The following is a 17346-nucleotide window of genomic DNA, read 5'->3' as shown; positions in this document are numbered from 1 at the left end:
CTTTTAGATTACTAGATACAGAATTCTGGTTTATTAACTCTTCAAAAGACCCATTTACTAATTTAATTGCATCTTTTTTAACAGTTTTATCATTAAATTGAGTCGATACGTAGCGAGCGAGAACTTCCTTATACTTCTTTTCGTCAAACAATTTTTGTATTTCAACATATTTAATTACATTATTGTAATCATGTGATGTTTTTACGTCCTTCTTGTTTAATAAATCATTCTTTTTAATTAAATCCGCAGCTTTGGAATACTTACCACTTTCAATTAAATTATCTACATCTACTGCATTTGATACTTTACTTGAAGAACATCCAACTAATATTAAAAAAACAAGGAAAAACGCTAACACTCTTTTCATTATCAACCCTCCCCCATTATTCATAGTAAAATTTTACCACAACATTAGGTAATATGTATTATTTTGTCAGAACCTTAAATATTTTCTTGTTATTATATTTGTAATGGTAAAAAGATACTGCACTCTGAAGAAATAATTGTAAAATTTTTTGAAGATTATAAAGTTTATTGGAGGATTTTGTAATAGAAAGTAGAAATACATGGAATAACGTTAGTCCTTTTTACTTATTTATTAAATAGAAATAATTATTTTAGGGGGATAAAGGTGGGAACTAAAAAAAATATAGTATCTCTGTTGTTAATATTATTAACATTATTGTTTTTAACTTCTTGTAACAATAGTGCAAGTGGTAATTGTAATGATCCGCAAATAAAAGGGAATTTAACAACCTACAACGGGGAAAAGATTTATCATGTCCCAGGCGGTCAATTTTACGAGGTAACAGATGCAGAAGAAATGTTCTGTTCTGAGGAAGAAGCTGAAGAAGCAGGTTATAGAAGGAGTTTAAGATAGTTTAAAAGATTTTAATGAAAAGAGGTACAATTATGGAAACAGAAAAACCAATCGAAGGATGGTTATTTATATTAGGATTAAGAATGGTTGGCGGTTTTATTTACGGTCTGGTGACTCTATATGGATTTTTAGATAACGTTACATCATTCGATTTTGACACATTTGTGAGCGAATATTCTAGGGATATAGCAAATGTAATTTTTGTTCAAACCTTTTATCCTTTCTTTTCAGTAATAATCAATTTAATTATGGATTCATTTTTAATTTATTTATTTTTCACTAAGAATAAAGAATTTCCAAAAGCTTTTATATATCTAAACATAACTATTTTGGTACTTGCAATTGGCAATGAATTTGTAATTGCACTCTCGGGAGAAATAATTTATTTTGTAAATCCAGCTATTGGTCTTGTTTTGCTTATTATTTGGGGAACATATTTACTTAGGTCACAAAGGGTAAAGGAAACTTTTATACATTCTAAGAGAAAAAAGTATGTAAAAATCACAGAAGAAGAGTATGAGTTAATAAAACAAAAATTAAGTAACTCTTAGTTAAAATGCCAGTATCAGAATTGTAAAAAGGTGGTGTAAGAGATAGGTAAATCCATTTTAAAAGAATTGTTTGGAGCATTAATTGATACTACATTAGGTATTGATGATTTATTATATGTATTCTTAATCATAGCTGGATTAATAGGGATTATTGTGTTAATTACTTACAAGATATGGGGAGATTAAAAAATAAGGGAGGCCAAGAGATATACAGTTTATCTTCCATTTTTATGATAGGATAAAAGAGCAGCATGAAGTAAGGAAAAAATATTATGAGGAAGATGACAATGAAAAAACAGATAAAAATCACTAGTACAGTTAGTAAAGAGTTAACCGGAATTGACATTGCAAAATATCTCCTTTCAATAGGTATTTATAAATCTAAGGAAGATGAAAAGTGAATGTAAGTGTAGATGTTCATTTTGTTTCTAACGGAATTCGAATATTAAGGAGTGGGAGTTTTCCTTTAAGGGGTAAAAGTAAGGAAACGGTAGCATTAAGTTTTTGGAAACGAATACAAAATGAAATGCCATTCGGTTCTGAATTAGAGAAGATTATTGTTAATGGAGAAGTTATACCTCTAGATTCAAAATTAAAGGGAGATTAGAAATTCATTATGGAAGACAATAAAAAGAGTGATAATTTGTTTAAAGATTCTATTCCAGTGATTCCTCAAGATTTCTTGGATACTATTAACGAAATAGGCAGAATGGCAGCAGAAGCGGTAGCCGGTTTTTCTGAAGCAATAACAAAAATAAAATTTCCAGAGATTGAATTGCCAAAATTTAAATTCCCACATATTGATTACACTCGTATTAGAACTATTATTTGTTGTAATTCAAAATCGGGCTGGACATTAACTGGCGAAATGGGACTTGGTGATTATTTAAATGACGACTTATTAACGTATACTCAAGAAGAAATAGATGCCTATTTTTTAACATATTATAAATATAAAAATGATGAATTAAAAATAAATAACTATGAATTAGCTAAAAATTCAATTTTAGAAACTGTTAATCCAAAATGGATAGAAACAGTAGTATCAAGCTTTAAATGTTATGATTTAGATATGTATAAGATGACAATTCCCAATTTATTAATGATTATAGAGGGTGAAATTAGTGAAATTGCAGATAGTGACCTCGTTGGTGGAAAACTTTTAACTCATTGGAAAAAGGAATTGGATACTGAAAGTGATAAATTTGATGCTATGGCATTGTATTCACTATATTTATTTCTAAGAGAGGTATTGTTTAAAACTAGAGATTTCCATAAAAAACGATTGGATATAATAAACCGAAACTGGATACTACATGGTAGAGATGATCCGACCAATTGGAAAGAACAAGATTATTTTAGATTAATTAATACACTTAGTTCGGTACAATATATTAAACGGTTATTAAAAAACGATTGGATAAAAATTGAAGAAAAATAAAGCCATCCTTCATTGGAGGGCTTTATTTATTTATAATTTAGTTCTCTAAACAAATTTTTCGATGTTATAAATAATTTCGTTGCTTGATTTGTTTCTTAATCAGAGTTTAAAATAACAGAATTAATCTCTATAGAAATGATTTAAAAACTTTCCAAGGCTAATTTATAAATTCATATTAGATTTGTTTAGCTTTATTCTTCTTGTTCTTTTCTTCTTCCAATTTTTCCTTAATCTTTTTAACATCAGCAGGTAATGTAATAGTTAATTCCTCTTTTTGTTGTTCAAATTGGCTAGCTAAATCGTTAGTCTTCCTATTAAATTCAATAAGAGATCCTGTTGGAGATAATGCTTGTTCTACCATTTTGGTATATGTACCGTACATCTGCTTTAATATAACATATGATTCTTTAAATTCTTTAGGTGGGTCTTGTAATAATTTCATATTGTCTCTTATGTTATCACGACCCTTTTCTCTATCCTTTAATAGTCCTTTTTCTGAAATTCCATCCTTGAATTTAGAAAGTTCAATATTGAAATCCTTCCTATTATCAATTGCATTATCCCAAACATCAGAGTATGTAGAAACGATTACACTTGATAATAAAAATTCAAAATACATATCTACAGATGTTTCCGCCAACAATTTAGCGTACTTCTCTTTCTGCTTTGCTTCTTGGGTTTGTTGGTATTTAAAATAACCAAAAACACTTCCCAATACCACAATGATTCCCACAACGCTTAAAATAATAATTTTAAATCTGTTTTGATTTTTCTTTACATCTACGGAGTTTTCAAGTACTTTGCTCATTTATACTCCCCCTTAAGTTATATATCAATAGTTAAATTTTACTACACTATTGGTACATTTCGACTAATTTTTCCAAAATATTTTAATTAATAACATTTTCTCAGATATATAATGAATATAAATGTAACTCCTTATAGGACTAGAAACAAAAAGTAAGAACCACTAATTTCTGCCTAATGAATCTTGAATTGAAAAGTATACCTTGAAAATAAACAGAATATGCCGTAACTAAATGTGTTATAACTAGTAATTAACACCAATAAGTCCTTTTGGATGTAAATATCCCCCCAGCTTCTTCTAAGATTAATAAAAATAGTATATTACCCATTAAAAAGTCTATTTGTTTAACACTTTATTCTGACAACCCGAACATTAGTTCATAGAGAGGGTATTATTATTTGTAAATGTATTAGTATTAAAACCGATTAAAGAGCAAACTAAAAAGGATAGTATAGCAACTATCCTTTATCGTTTAATTCCTTCACGATTGAGTAATCGATATATTGTTCCTGTACCTACTTTGTAAGTTTTCCTTATATCAGCTATACTAGTTCCTTCATTGTATGCTTTAATAATTGCGTTCCGTCTTACTTCTTCCTCCCCACCTTCAATAAGTTTGGTTTTTCGACCTTTGAATTTCCCTTTTGCTTTGGCTAATGCTATTCCTTCCGCTTGTCTTAACCTAATATCCTCACGCTCTTTTTGAGCAAATGCTGCAAGCAATGAAAGTATTACATCTGCTAAGGCTATCTGTACAATATCATCAACTCTTTCCTTTGGAGTGTTTAAAATTGGCTCTTTGATAAACTCAAGAAATACTCCTTTTTTTAAATAATATTGATATTCATCTTTTATATCCTCATAATTCCTGGAAAGGCGTGTAATGCTATCAAATACAATTATATCTCCTTTTTGGACTATTTCTTTTAGTTCTTGATACTTTGGGCGATCAGTATTCTTACCACTCAACTTATCAATAAACATATCCTTCTTTGAAATCCCTATTGATTTCATGCTTTCAATTTGTCTGTTCTCATTTTGGTCAATGCTACTTACACGAATATAGGAGTATTTTTTAGTCATTACGTTTACCTACTTTCATTACCGTTATAGTTAATTTAATTTTATAATTAATTACGGTAATAGTCAAACGGTAATTGATAGATATTGATAAATCAACCTTTTGGATAGACCTTTTCTGTTACCGCTTAGGCGTACCCTATCGGTAATGCATTTAAGAATTGGTACCATAATAATAAATATAAATGCTAGAGAATTTTCTCATTTTTATTTTTAATTAAATAATTAAATTTTATTAATAAAAGTAGATAAAATAGGAACGTTACGGAGATGTATAATGGTTTGAGAAATTTATTCATAGAAGCTATAAATCGAAAAGTGAGTCGACATTCAGTTTAAAACACAACAAACCCTTGATAAATTTGTTCTTTGCTCAAAATATTAAGTGTCGCATCTGTGTGGTAACACTCGATAAAAATGCCTATATATAGCGGTTTCTAGGCATTTCATCAAAAATGTATCGAAAATATAACAATGTTATTAGGATACATCACATAATTCATTAAATCGTTGTACCTATCAATGGATAAAAAAGACCGGCTTAATACCGATCCCTTTAATTTCTCATTCTATACAATTCAATTTGATATAATTTCAAAATTTATTAAAGTTGTGTTAGCAATATTTATAAATACAATTTATAACAATGTTATCCTAATGAGCAAAATCGTTTTGCGAATTGTAATACTGTTATATTATATTTATCTTATTGTATGTTATTGTATATTCTTTTTAATCTTACTAGTATGTAAATTATGTCGCAAAATTTTCTTCAGTAAATACATTTTTTTCTTCGTTATATACAAAGTTTTCTTCGATAAATGCATTTTTGGCATGTGGGTGTTTTACAAGGTCTTAACCTACTAACGAGACATTTTTATCTACAAATTTCTTTATGTTTTCAAGCTTTATGTAATAATGATTATTCCATCGATCAAGTAGTAAGTTCTCATTACCATACTTATCATTCTTATATTCTATAGTTGTTTCATGTCTGACTACTTTAATGAATTTTAGATCTTCAAGAATCCCGATATATTTGATGAATGTTTTTTCTGATACACCAATATCCTTAGCCATACGCTCAACAGAAGCATAGCAATGGTCTTTTCCTTCTTGAGTATAATTAATCCAACTCATTAGGTAGTAAAGTATTCTTACCCCCGTATGCCCTACTTTTTCAATAACCGACATGTTAATAACCCAATATTCTAGTTGAGTAAACAGCTTCTCATCTGTTAATTCTGGTATAACCTTTGGTGAAAGCGAGATAGTTAATTTCCCATTTCTTGATAGTCTTTTAATTTCATTAGCAATATACTTTTTTTTAACCAAACCCTTTAAACAAGCTGTAAATGTTCTTTGGTCTGTAATATTGATATAATTCATTAGCTTTTTGTAAGAAACAATGGTAAAGGTTAAACTTTTTTTATCACCCGGTTGAGATTTATAAATTTGAATAAACTTCGCTAATAATACAAACTCTTTTTCTGTTATTTCATTACTACGTACAATAGATTGTGGAATTTGAATTTTAAAATCATTACTCATGAATGTACCTCCGATTAATTGTTTAGTTGATTAATTGAATATGTGTAAATTATTTTCTATTTTTTATGTATCTTTGTGCATATTCACTAACATAGTCAGTATTAGGAAAGAAATAAACATACATACTTGAATCTTGTTTAGATGGTGCCATTTTCTTTAACTTACAACCGTTTAACATCAAAAAACCTGCCATCGTCTGACTATATACCACATAATCCTTTTCCATTCTTGAATTACCTCCTTATAGGACATCCTATATAAGCTTTTAAAATCGATTTCCATAACCTTTATTCCAGTCCCTTCTTATCACCTCACCAGAAAGCAATATTTTAGTTATAAGGCATTTTAGAACTCCTTGCTATAAGTCTATAAAAAAGCGAAAACTCCAACTTTATGGTGGACTATGATTGCCTACGAACGAGTTATACAATATAAGTCGCCTCATTTGAATGATTATTAATATATCTAGTTTTATTTCATTCCAATTTTTAATAAATGAAAAATTGGATTGCTTTTTAATTAGAGTCGTGTATAATATGAATTAAAAGTTTAATAGTATTTGGTTATCAAGAGCAAAAAGGTAACAAAAGTAGCGAACCTAGTAATTAGGCACGCTTATTTTCGTTTCACTTTATATATTTATTATAGCAAGATTAAAAGCTATTGATATAAAAGTGCTCATTTTTTCTTTTCCTCAACAATTCCCCTTAATTTTCGTTGCCCAGCTAACCAACCATGATGCATCTTCATCTTCAAGCAGTAGAAAGTTAGATATACTTTTTTCCATTTCTTCTACTACTGCAAGCCATTCCTCAAACCCGTATGGACTCCAGACTAAATGTAATGTTTATAATTACTTCATTGTTTGCGAGGAACTTAAAAAGCCCAAGCATTAGGCAATAATTCTGTTTTCCTCACATCTGACATAAGCAAAAATACTGTTATGTGATATCACCTACTTAAGTAATTTCAAATAAAAAACTACCATGCAATTAACATGGTAGTTTAACCGTCTATTTTGACCATACTTTTTTGAAGAGATTATATAAATCTATAGTCCTCTGATCAATATTTGGTTTTTTCCATTCGGTTTCATTACCTAAAAGTTTATTTTGTGGAATCGCACTTTCTAAATAAGCAGATTTCTTATTTGAAAAGTCACTATTCTTTATCCTCGAGTTTAACCTATTTAACAATACCGTCATGTTACCTATCTTACGGGCAGATTTATTTCGTTGCTCCTCGTCTGGAAAGTCCTTCAACCACTGACTACCTTCCGCTGGTGTAATAGGTAGTATATGTTCTAAATTAACATCTCTAGAATTTGCATTTATTATAATTTCATTAGACTCACTATTATAAATTTCTTTTAAAATAAATCGAATTATTGCTTCATCTTTGCGTGATTCGATTATTCTATTATTGAAATATTCATAAAGTTGTGTGTCATTTATCATTTCATCGCTAATTTCAGTTAGTATTTGTGTAACGTCAGTAATTTGCCGTGTATAAATTTCTTTAGCTAATTTAGGATAGAACAGTTCTAATGTATTCGCTTTAATTTCAGCGATAAATATGTTTCTGAGCTGGAGAGTAATAATTCCTTGTAAGACTGAGTTAATATCAGTAAGACCAAAGCCTCTAAGTCCCATTGCTAAAATAACGGGTTTATACTGATTAGCACCTAATAATGATAAATTGTTGATTGACTGTTGATATTTATTATTTTCATCTTGATTACCATCAATTCTTTGAGAAGGATTCTCTATCTTCATAAAAATGTCGGACGTTTCTTTTAGTTCATCAAGAAAATCACTAGCAGTCCGAGGATCTTCTAAGTTTCTTAAGAGAGAAATTCTATTATATAAATCCTTTGAGGAAGTCTTACCATTTATTGCATTGACATAGGTATGCAGAAATCTGCTTTTATTGACACGATCAGTATTTATTTCTATTGTAGACCAAATAGGTTTAACTGTTTCTTCGTCTAATGATCTAATAAGAGCATTTTTAAGTACATAGAAATCCTCAATCAGTAAACCAGTACTGTTTAGGGTTTCAAACATTTCTTCTGCTATATTTTCATAAGATGTTTCAATAATAATTACTAAAATCCTATCCAAAATTACATCAATGAATCTAAAGATTTCTTCTTTAGTAGGGGTACTTCCAAACCTATCGTGAACTAGGTCTTTAACATAATTATAATTATCAAAAAGAGCCTTATCATAGTCGCTAAACACATAACCAGTAGGTATTGGCTGCCCTTTAAAGATGTGTTCATGAAGCATAAAGTTTGCACTTGGATTATCAAATATAACTTTGTAATTCGTTGCAGATGCATCTCTCCAGTGAGAAGTGAACAAATACAAGTTAGTTAATTGAGTTGCAGAATTTAGGGCATTGATATCCATCCCCCTAAGTTCATCTATTAAGGCTGATAGGATAAGAAGTGAAGTGACAGTTCTTTGCTGACCATCATAAATGTATTTTTTATTTTCATCTTCTTCATCAATCTGAATCGTTATAAAATTCAATATATGACTATTAGTTGTATCATTACTTTTGTAGATTGAATGGAAATCGTTGAATAGTCGTAGCACTTGTTGGAATTTCCATTCGTATGGACGTTGACTATAAGGTATGTATAAAGTACCATAGGACAAATTTAGCAGGTACTCTAATTTTTTTGTATCTGCCTCGAGTAATTTCAAATATAAAACCTCCGCTTACTTATGTACTAATTATTATATTATACAATGTTTTTCAAGTTTTCAATTTTTAGGAGCATCCACGATGTGAAAAAAATACTTTTCGCAAAAATCATCCCCGAGCACTTCTCTTGTTAGAAAATAATACTTCATATAAATAATAGTACCTTGATGAATATCTAAATTGTGTTAATGATATAATGCCTTTCTGTTTTGAAATAATTACCTGTGTTAGTTATAATATATATGTTAGGAAAATGTAGGATACTTTATGGAATGTTGGATATTTTGTTTTAGAAAAACCTTGATTTGATAAGCTTCTCAGGCATTGAATTCACCAAAACTTATTCGCAGAATGTCGGGCTTGTCCAATTTTCTGGTGTAAAAGATAAACGAGTCATTTATACCGTCGGTGGAATACTCGTATTCTTAGGTTTTCTTCCAAAAGTGGCAGCTTTAACAACGGTCATCCCTACCTCAGTTTTGGGCGGTGCAATGATTGCGATGTTTGGTATGGTTATTGCGTCTGGAATCAGAATGTTGAGCAAGGTTGATTTTTCTTCACAAGAAAATTTATTGATTATTGCCTGCTCCGTTGGGGTAGGACTGGGCGTTACCACAGTTCCAGACTTGTTTGCCAAGCTTCCTGAAACCATCAAGATTCTCTCCAACAGCGGTATTGTTGCTGGAAGCCTAACGGCCATTATACTTAATCTTGTATTTAATGTTGCGAAAAAGCCAATGAAACAAAATCAGTCAAGTCAAGAGCTAAAAGTTTCATAAGAACAAAAAAATAAGACGGAGTCAGACTAAGCTCCGTCTTATTACATCCATTAAACTTGCAACACCTTGCTGGAGACCAGGATTTATCCTTTGACTGGAAATGCCTGAACCGGTAGAACCTACCCCTGAATTCGTTGCAACAGCTTGTCCGGAATTTTCTGACCCAGAACCAGTTGTAGAATTGGTAATCGAAATAGGAGAAATATATACCGCCCCACCGAAGTTCACAATTCCTCCAGATACGGTGCCGATTGAAACCCCATCGAGATTTGCTGCCAAACTATCCCCTCCTCATTACATTCATTATATGTACAAGTTTACTGGATGCTTATGCGATTTCATTAGGGACAGTTTCACTATTTATAATGGTGATGAACACGTTTTTCCAGCTTGCAGACCCATTTATAATAACCCAATAAGATGATCAACAGAATGGGATCAATAATCACCGCATGCCAGATCGTCCACCACCCATAGCGAAAGTATCCCCATGGCTCTGGAAGCAGCGTCACAAGCTCATAAAGCAAAATAAAAAGGAGAAAAGAGAAAAAGAACAGCAGCTTTTTCACTCGTTCTGCACGAAAGGGAAACCACTTTAGGAAAATCCAATTGGCTTGTGGGACAATAAGTAAATGGGGCAAAATTCCTGACCAATTAATATCTTGATTAAAATACCAATAGGCTTGGTACTTAAATTCAACAAATAAATCAAATAAAGTCTGAAACGCTACCGTAAATGTCCAAATGTGGAGCATTTGATTCCCCGTCAAACGGTTCTTCCCTGTAAAAGCAAAATAATTAAATACTATAATAGCGATAATAAGTCCAATCATATTTGTATCCCTTTTTTCCTTGGCTCTGTTTAATGATCATGTTGACTTTTTTAACTCTGTTGATTGGAGCGGAAATCAACAGTCAAATTTACCAGTGCATTTTCCTTAATTTACCCAAAAAGGATACAAGCCTATACATTGTCCTGAAAGCCTGCCTCTTCCGGCTCAAGCGGCGGACAGCGCACCAAGGTTTTACTCGCTAAATTGCTGTTGGAGCAGCCAAAAGTATTACTATTGGATGAGCCGACAAACTACTTGGACGTAGAACATATCCAGTGGCTGCAATCCTATTTAAAGGATTATCTCTATGCATTTATCTTAATATCCCATGATACAGAATTTATGAATCATGTCTCAAATGTGATTTTTCAACTAGAGTTTTCTAAACTGACCCGCTATACGGCCAGCTATGAGAAGTTCCTGGAACTGGCAGAAATCAATAAGAATCAACATATAAATGCTTACGAAAAACAGCAGGAATTTATCAAAAAACCAAGAAGAGTTTATTGCGAAAAACAAAGCGCGGTACTCAACGACCGGGCGGGCAAAGAGCCGCCAGAAACAGCTTGACCGCATGGAGCGGATCGATTGTCCTGAAACAGCATTGAAACCGACCTTTAAATTTAAAGAATCAAGGAGCAGCAGTCGCTATGTGTTTGAAGCTAGTGACTTAGAAATCGGCTACTCTCAGCCGCTGCTGCCAAAAATGAATATGACTCTGGAACGCGGAGAAAAAGTTGCCATCATTGTCTGCAACGGGTTGGAAAATCACCCCTGCTTAAAACGATGCTTGGTAAAATCGACCCGCTTGGTGGAAAAGTAGAACGTGGTGATTTCCTTTATCCCTCTTATTTTGAGCAGGAAGTCAAACCTGGGAACATCACGCCAATTGAGGATGTTTGGAATGCGTTCCCTCATATGGATCAACACCAAGTACGTGCCGCCTTGGCTCGTTGCGGTTTGAAAAATGATCTTATCTCCCGGGATGAGCCAATTAAGCGGTAGTGAGCAAGCGAAGGTTCACCTTTGTAAACTGATGATGACAGAAAGCAACTGAATTTTATTTGACGAACCTACGAATCACCTAGACATTGATGCTAGGGCTGAAATGAAGAGGGCTTTAAAAGCTTATAAAGGAACAGTTGAGCTTGTATGCCATGAACCTGATTTCTACGAATATTGGGTGACCAAGGTATGGAATGTGGAAGAATGGTCACAATTAACGGTATAATATTTCCCCCTGCTTACTAATGAGCGGGGTTTTCTTATTTTCTAACCGTTTTTTTTGCCGCACAGATATTTTTTCGATTCAAACTCTAAATAATGACTTCAAATGCCGCCTTTTTTGTTAAATTGAATTAGCTTGGCCTTTTATCAATATTAGCTGGTTGGGAAGCTTTTCTAACCAATTTCCCCCCATCAAAATGTCTACCATATGTGGTGACGATTTCTGAGGCCTCTTCATAGGTCGGGATGTGTCCATTTGCTTTCCATGTTAAAAAGTAGGATTGTACTTTGCCACTGTAAAATACCCAGCTAAAAAACTTCCTGGCCATATTGTGGGACCCGCTAGTTCGGAATGAATTCATTTCCTTCCCTGTTCTCCACACTGTCATCGTCTGGCCAATGCCGCCCTCCAACTGTCCCTTCAATTCAGCATATAGCAGATTTTCATTTTTGCTCATTGCCTTCATAATCATCTGATTTAAAAAGCCATTGATAACTAGCCGGGGAATGTTAAATTGCTCCCCTCTGGTCACTGAAATCACCGCATCTGGCGGTATTTCAATGTCCTTTTCCCCTAAAATAAATGCGCCGCCATACTTATTGTTTGGATCCAACACTTTCTCCCATTTCTTTTTCATGGCCTCATCCCCTAACTGGTATAAAATTACACTTCAGAGTAATCATACCAAATTTCTTTATCGTTAGGAACATAGGAATCGGACTATTTTCCTAGTCTAATTGATGAGAACAAATGGTGCATAAAATTGGTTGCAAAGGAAGACCTTGCTAGGTCATAATGGTGTATGGGTTTCATTAATACATAAGAGAAGTATCTTTTAATCGACAAGAGGAGTGAACCAATTTTGCAAACAAAAACGGCGTTGCCGATTTTATTTATTGTCATGTTTTTGGTGATGGTTGGCTTCGGCATCATCATTCCGGTGCTGCCATTTTATGCAGAAGAAATGGGGGCAAACTCTACCGAATTAGGACTGTTAATGTCCGTGTATTCGTTGATGCAATTTATTTTTGCCCCGATTTGGGGACAGGTTTCGGACCGGATTGGCCGAAAGCCTGTCATGATGATTGGAATTGCCGGACTTGCCCTTTCCTTCTTTATTCAAGCGATTTCTACGAGTCTTTGGATGTTATTTGTCGCCCGAATCATTGGTGGCATTCTTTCTTCTGCCAATATGCCGACTGCCATGGCTTATGTGGCCGATATCACCACTGAGGAAAACCGTGGCAAAGGCATGGGAATCGTCGGGGCCGCCACTGGTTTAGGTTTCGTGTTCGGTCCGGCCGTTGGCGGGATTTTTTCAAAAATTAGTTTAAGTTTGCCGTTTTATATTGCCAGCGCATCATCCTTAGTTACCGTATTCCTTGTGTTCCTATTATTAAAGGAATCGAAACAAAGGAATGAATCACAGCAAGCAGCTCGGCAATCGATTTGGAAGTCGTTCCACGCCGCTAATTCTGTGTTATTTTTTGTCCAGCTATTAATTTCCTTATCACTAGCAGGTTTGGAAGCTACTTTCGCCTACTTTGCTGATCAAAAAGCTGGCTTGGATTCTAGACAGCTTGGCTATATTTTTATGATAATGGGATTAGGCAGTGCCTTTGTGCAAGGCGGCATGGTGGGGAAATTAACCAAGAAATTTGGCGAAAGTGCCGTCATTTTAGGCGGGATGGTTGTCTCGGCCATTGGCTTTGGGTTGATTTTGCTTGTTGATAACTTTACGACAGCTGCGATCTATTTAACTATTTTTGGACTTGGTAATGGTGTCATTCGTCCAAGCGTCTCATCACTTATTACAAAAATGTCGGGTTCGAATCATGGCAGTTCAACGGGCCTATTATCCTCATTTGATTCACTTGGAAGGATTATCGGACCGACACTGGGCGGCTGGCTGTATTTGCTAGGGACAGGCCTCCCCTACCTATCCGGAATTATTATTACGGCAGCAGCGATTATTTTGTTCCTGGTATTTCGCCCGCAATTAGGCAGAACAAATCTTTCAAATGAATCTTAATGGAATATGTTTGGACAGGGCATGCATAAAATGGGGTAGGAGATTCAATGATCAAAGGAGACAGGATCATGAAAAAACGACCCATGCTTTATGTAGGATTGCTTATTATTACGTTAGGTTTCGCGGCCTACCTTGATTCACCCTTTTCGATTCTAAATATCAATTACTCCTATACCGCAGATCAGCCGGTTATTGCAGAACCAGTAGATGTTAAGCCATCTGCCGATGATCCTGAGGTGGTGGAAAAATTGGAGAAAACAGAAAAGAAGGATGGGTATATTATCGAAACCTACAAAGAGTACGAAATTGTCCGCGATAAGGATGGAAAGATTGTCAGCAACGAGCCAACTGGAAAAGAAGATACGTTAAAATATTATGACTATAGCAAGAATAAAGACCGCTGATGAGAGCGGTCTTATTTTTGCTTCAGGTATTAATTTGTTGAAATGCCTGGACTGGGTCTGTTGTTGGCTGATTGCAAACGAAATTTTCACAAACGTAAATGGTGATCTGGTTGTCAATCGGACGATAATCTTTCGTGAATGGAGCAATTGCTGCAAGTGTTTCTTGATTATCACTGATTAAAAAGGTAATCTCCGGATGAAAATCTTTTTGAAGTGCTCTCACGAACGAATTGGTTTCCGTTTGATTTAACACCACTACCTCCTTCATAGACATTTGAGTAATTAGATAGCATTGTAGAAGAAACGTATGACCGGAAGGATAGCTGGTTAATTCTTCATCACATGCCTGAAAAATCTTTTGTACCTTCTCCTCCAATTCAAAATCCCCCGACAGCCGAGCTATGCGAAGCATCTGCATGGCGGCCACGCTGTTTCCGGATGGAATGGCCCCGTCATAAGTTTCTTTTTGACGGATCAATAACTCCTCATTGTCTTTGCCGGTAAAAAAGAAACCTCCGGCGGTGTCATCCCAGAATAAATCAATCATATCTACGGTTAAGGATTTTGCCTTTTTTAAATAGATCAAATTCAGGGTACTTTCATACAATTCCATGTAAGCCCAGACCAAAAAAGCATAATCATCCATAAAACCCTTATTCTTGATTTCTCCGTCACGGTACCGTACCATAAGGCGTCCATCAACAATCAGGTTTGCTTCCATGAAATGCATGGCTTTTCCCGCAGCCTCTTTATAATCCTCCCGTTCGAAAACACGTCCAGCCTTTGCAAGGGCAGCAATCATCAATCCATTCCACGCGGTTAAAATTTTATCATCCTTATATGGATGAACACGCTTTTCCCGATATTGGAACAGCTTTTTTCTTGCCTCCTCCAATTGATTTACAATGATTTCCGGTGTTTGACCATGTTGAAGGGCAAATTGCTCGAGGTCAATTCCAATTAGATTGGGGATATTTTTATTCTCAAAATTCCCTTGTCTGGTGATATCGTAAACCTGGCAATATAATCCTCCTAATTGTTCACCAAGAACAGTCATGACTTCTTCGGGTGACCAAACGTAGAATTTCCCCTCCACCCCTTCAGAATCGGCATCTTCTGCCGAGTAAAAACCGCCTTCGTGATGCTGCATATCCCGAAGAATATAGGTGATTATTTGTTCTGCCGTCTCTTTGTAACGTTTTTCTTTTGTGATTTGAAAAGCCTCTGTATAGGCAATGGTCATCAGAGCGTTGTCATAAAGCATTTTTTCAAAATGCGGCACGAGATACATCTCGTCCGTGGAATAACGGCAAAACCCAAAGCCAATATGGTCGTAAATTCCTCCTGCAGCAAGCCCGTCCAAAGTTTTCATCACCATGTCAAGGGCATGCTCATCCCCGCTGTATTTAAAATAACGCAGCAAAAACATTAGTGTATGTGGCATCGGGAATTTGGGAGCCTCCCCAAAGCCGCCGTATTTACCGTCAAAGGATTCCACTAATTGGTTATAACATACCTCGATGACCGCTTTGGATAACTGGTATGAAGCCCCTCCCGGTTTCTTTGACTGCAAGGCCTGCAATACACTTTCAGTCACTTCGAGAATATGTTCGGGATCCTGAGCGTATTTCGCGGCCAACCCTACAATGAGTTGCTTAAATCCTGGATGTCCATATCTGGGTTCTTTTGGAAAGTAGGTGCCAGCATAAAAAGGAACTTTGTCAGGGGTCATAAACACGCTCATGGGCCAGCCTCCGTGGCCGGTCATCATCTGACATACTGACATATAGATGGAATCGATGTCCGGACGTTCTTCTCGGTCGACCTTAATGGAAACGAAACGTTCATTCAATAGAGCAGCAACCTCTTCATCTTCAAAGCTTTCACGTTCCATGACATGGCACCAATGGCAAGTGCTATAACCAATACTGACAAACAAAGGTTTATTTTCCGTTTTCGCCTTTTCAAATGCTTCCTTCCCCCATGGAAACCAGTCAACTGGATTATGGGCATGTTGCAATAAGTAGGGGGATTTTTCGCTTATAAGTCTATTGGGATTTTCTTTACCTGGCAATTTGTTGACCTTCTTTCTTCAAATCTAACTTATTCTTCTCTATATTTCCCCAATATTAGCTAAAGGTCTTACCAAAACCGATAAATTAGGAGAAACAAAGACAACCAAATGAGTAGTTAATCGTTACAATCGAAAAATCAAAAAAATCGCTATTTAAATAGAGCTTATAAAATTTCCAACCAAGTTTTGACGGCTGTAGCAAAAATTAATATCCCCATAATGATTTGTAAAACTTTCGTATTTACTTTTTTACCAGCGTTAGCTCCAATCGGTGATGCGATTAAACTAGCTACAACCAAAATAATCGAAGGTAAGATGTCCACATGTCCTGTTGAAATTTTTCCAGTAACCGCTCCAATAGATGAAATAAGTGTAATGGCTAAGGATGAGGCGATGGTCATTCTTGTCGGGATCTTTAACACCGTAAGCATAATCGGCACCAAAAGAAAAGCACCTCCAGCACCAACGATTCCAGCTCCAATCCCAACTATGAAAGCAAATAGTGCAGCAAGCCACTTATTAAATTTAACTTGATCTAAAGGGATATCATCAATTCCTCTTTTCGGTACAAACATCATTATCACAGCCAACAATGCTAAAATTCCATAAACAAGATTAATTCCACCTTCTGGCATATGAGTGGAACCAAATCCCCCAATAAAGCTTCCCATTAAAATACTTATCCCCATGTAGGCTATCAGTGTTTTATTTAAAAACCCACCTTTACGGTAAGCCATTACACCGCCAATTGTCGCAAAGAACACTTGGATAGCCGTAATCCCTGAAACTTCATGTGGCGTAAAATGACCTACGCCCAGTAAAACTGGAATATATAATAACATGGGAAAATTGATGATCGCACCACCAATACCTAACATCCCCGATATAAACGATCCAACAAATCCAATTAGGAAGAGCGTAATGATAAAGCTAATATCCATGGTGTCCTCCTTAAAAAAGGGAACCTGTA

The 17346-nt window shown here is 34.7% G+C and carries 18 protein-coding genes and 2 pseudogenes; 9 read left to right on the top strand and 11 right to left on the bottom strand.

The window, feature by feature from the left end; genetic code table 11:
• On the bottom strand, positions 1–367 hold a 367-nt coding region (locus tag BN2425_RS04695; RefSeq protein ID WP_042455614.1), incomplete at its 3' end, for an outer membrane protein assembly factor BamD.
• A 264-nt stretch (positions 368–631) separates the two neighbouring features.
• On the opposite strand from BN2425_RS04695, the gene BN2425_RS04690 reads away from it, so the two are divergent.
• The 5 genes from BN2425_RS04690 to BN2425_RS04675 all read left to right on the top strand — a co-directional run bounded on the left by BN2425_RS04690 (position 632) and on the right by BN2425_RS04675 (position 2872).
• Positions 632–880 carry a sunset domain-containing protein gene (locus tag BN2425_RS04690; RefSeq protein WP_042455612.1) on the top strand — a complete coding sequence of 83 codons (249 nt, stop codon included), beginning with the start codon at positions 632–634 and terminating at the stop codon, positions 878–880.
• Between the two features lie 32 nt (positions 881–912).
• On the top strand, positions 913–1431 hold the full coding sequence (locus BN2425_RS04685) for a DUF2569 family protein (RefSeq protein WP_042455608.1): 519 nt from the start codon (positions 913–915) through the stop codon (positions 1429–1431).
• Positions 1432–1703: 272 nt separating this feature from the next.
• Positions 1704–1832: a hypothetical protein gene (locus BN2425_RS23295; protein ID WP_264757797.1), complete on the top strand. Its 129-nt coding sequence runs from the start codon at positions 1704–1706 to the stop codon at positions 1830–1832.
• On the top strand, positions 1829–2038 hold the full coding sequence (locus BN2425_RS04680) for a hypothetical protein (protein WP_042455605.1): 210 nt from the start codon (positions 1829–1831) through the stop codon (positions 2036–2038). Before BN2425_RS23295 ends, BN2425_RS04680 begins: the two co-directional genes overlap by 4 nt.
• A gap of 9 nt (positions 2039–2047) precedes the next feature.
• The gene (locus BN2425_RS04675; RefSeq protein ID WP_042455602.1) at positions 2048–2872 is read left to right on the top strand and encodes a hypothetical protein; all 825 of its coding nucleotides are present in this window, start codon (positions 2048–2050) and stop codon (positions 2870–2872) included.
• 175 nt (positions 2873–3047) lie between these two features.
• Here the strand turns inward: BN2425_RS04675 and BN2425_RS04670 are convergent, their stop codons facing one another.
• The 5 genes from BN2425_RS04670 to BN2425_RS04655 form a co-directional block, all read right to left on the bottom strand.
• Entirely contained in the window at positions 3048–3680 is a 633-nt protein-coding gene (locus BN2425_RS04670) for a hypothetical protein (protein ID WP_042455599.1), read from the bottom strand.
• Positions 3681–4145: 465 nt separating this feature from the next.
• Entirely contained in the window at positions 4146–4763 is a 618-nt protein-coding gene (locus BN2425_RS04665; RefSeq protein WP_042455596.1) for a recombinase family protein, read from the bottom strand.
• Positions 4764–5615: 852 nt separating this feature from the next.
• The gene (locus BN2425_RS04660; RefSeq protein WP_042455594.1) at positions 5616–6311 is read right to left on the bottom strand and encodes a helix-turn-helix domain-containing protein; all 696 of its coding nucleotides are present in this window, start codon (positions 6309–6311) and stop codon (positions 5616–5618) included.
• A 49-nt stretch (positions 6312–6360) separates the two neighbouring features.
• Positions 6361–6537, bottom strand: a complete 177-nt coding sequence (locus BN2425_RS22440; RefSeq protein WP_154663458.1) for a DUF5659 domain-containing protein — start codon at positions 6535–6537, stop codon at positions 6361–6363.
• 787 nt (positions 6538–7324) lie between these two features.
• On the bottom strand, positions 7325–9025 hold the full coding sequence (locus BN2425_RS04655) for a DUF262 domain-containing protein (RefSeq protein ID WP_042455592.1): 1701 nt from the start codon (positions 9023–9025) through the stop codon (positions 7325–7327).
• A 315-nt stretch (positions 9026–9340) separates the two neighbouring features.
• Here BN2425_RS04655 and BN2425_RS04650 point away from each other — a divergent pair.
• A pseudogene (locus BN2425_RS04650) lies at positions 9341–9805 on the top strand (solute carrier family 23 protein); the annotation flags it as partial.
• 21 nt (positions 9806–9826) lie between these two features.
• Here BN2425_RS04650 and BN2425_RS04645 read toward each other — a convergent pair.
• Positions 9827–10084: a spore germination protein gene (locus BN2425_RS04645; protein WP_042455590.1), complete on the bottom strand. Its 258-nt coding sequence runs from the start codon at positions 10082–10084 to the stop codon at positions 9827–9829.
• A gap of 77 nt (positions 10085–10161) precedes the next feature.
• Positions 10162–10638: a hypothetical protein gene (locus tag BN2425_RS04640; RefSeq protein WP_042455587.1), complete on the bottom strand. Its 477-nt coding sequence runs from the start codon at positions 10636–10638 to the stop codon at positions 10162–10164.
• Positions 10639–10797: 159 nt separating this feature from the next.
• Between BN2425_RS04640 and BN2425_RS04635 the strand changes: the two are divergent.
• Positions 10798–11869, top strand: a pseudogene (locus BN2425_RS04635) (ABC-F family ATP-binding cassette domain-containing protein); the annotation flags it as partial.
• Positions 11870–11996: 127 nt separating this feature from the next.
• Here BN2425_RS04635 and BN2425_RS04630 read toward each other — a convergent pair.
• Positions 11997–12503 (bottom strand): DUF3291 domain-containing protein, encoded by a 507-nt coding sequence (locus BN2425_RS04630; RefSeq protein WP_042455584.1) that lies wholly within the window; start codon positions 12501–12503, stop codon positions 11997–11999.
• Between the two features lie 225 nt (positions 12504–12728).
• Here BN2425_RS04630 and BN2425_RS04625 point away from each other — a divergent pair, with 225 nt between their 5' ends.
• Both BN2425_RS04625 and BN2425_RS04620 read left to right on the top strand, forming a co-directional pair.
• Positions 12729–13898, top strand: a complete 1170-nt coding sequence (locus BN2425_RS04625) for an MFS transporter (protein ID WP_042455581.1) — start codon at positions 12729–12731, stop codon at positions 13896–13898.
• A gap of 68 nt (positions 13899–13966) precedes the next feature.
• A complete protein-coding gene (locus BN2425_RS04620; RefSeq protein WP_042455578.1) occupies positions 13967–14302 on the top strand; it encodes a hypothetical protein in 336 nt (111 codons plus the stop codon).
• 22 nt (positions 14303–14324) lie between these two features.
• Here the strand turns inward: BN2425_RS04620 and BN2425_RS04615 are convergent, their stop codons facing one another.
• Both BN2425_RS04615 and BN2425_RS04610 read right to left on the bottom strand, forming a co-directional pair.
• On the bottom strand, positions 14325–16376 hold the full coding sequence (locus tag BN2425_RS04615) for a thioredoxin domain-containing protein (RefSeq protein ID WP_042455576.1): 2052 nt from the start codon (positions 16374–16376) through the stop codon (positions 14325–14327).
• 164 nt (positions 16377–16540) lie between these two features.
• The gene (locus BN2425_RS04610; RefSeq protein ID WP_042455573.1) at positions 16541–17317 is read right to left on the bottom strand and encodes a sulfite exporter TauE/SafE family protein; all 777 of its coding nucleotides are present in this window, start codon (positions 17315–17317) and stop codon (positions 16541–16543) included.
• Positions 17318–17346 lie beyond the last annotated feature (29 nt).

The sequence above is a fragment of the Neobacillus dielmonensis genome, from assembly GCF_000612665.1.
In the GTDB taxonomy this organism is placed as follows: Bacteria; Bacillota; Bacilli; order Bacillales; family Cytobacillaceae; genus Neobacillus; species Neobacillus dielmonensis.
The sequence above is the reverse complement of the archived record's forward strand: the minus strand, read 5'-3'. Positions and strand labels throughout refer to the sequence as shown.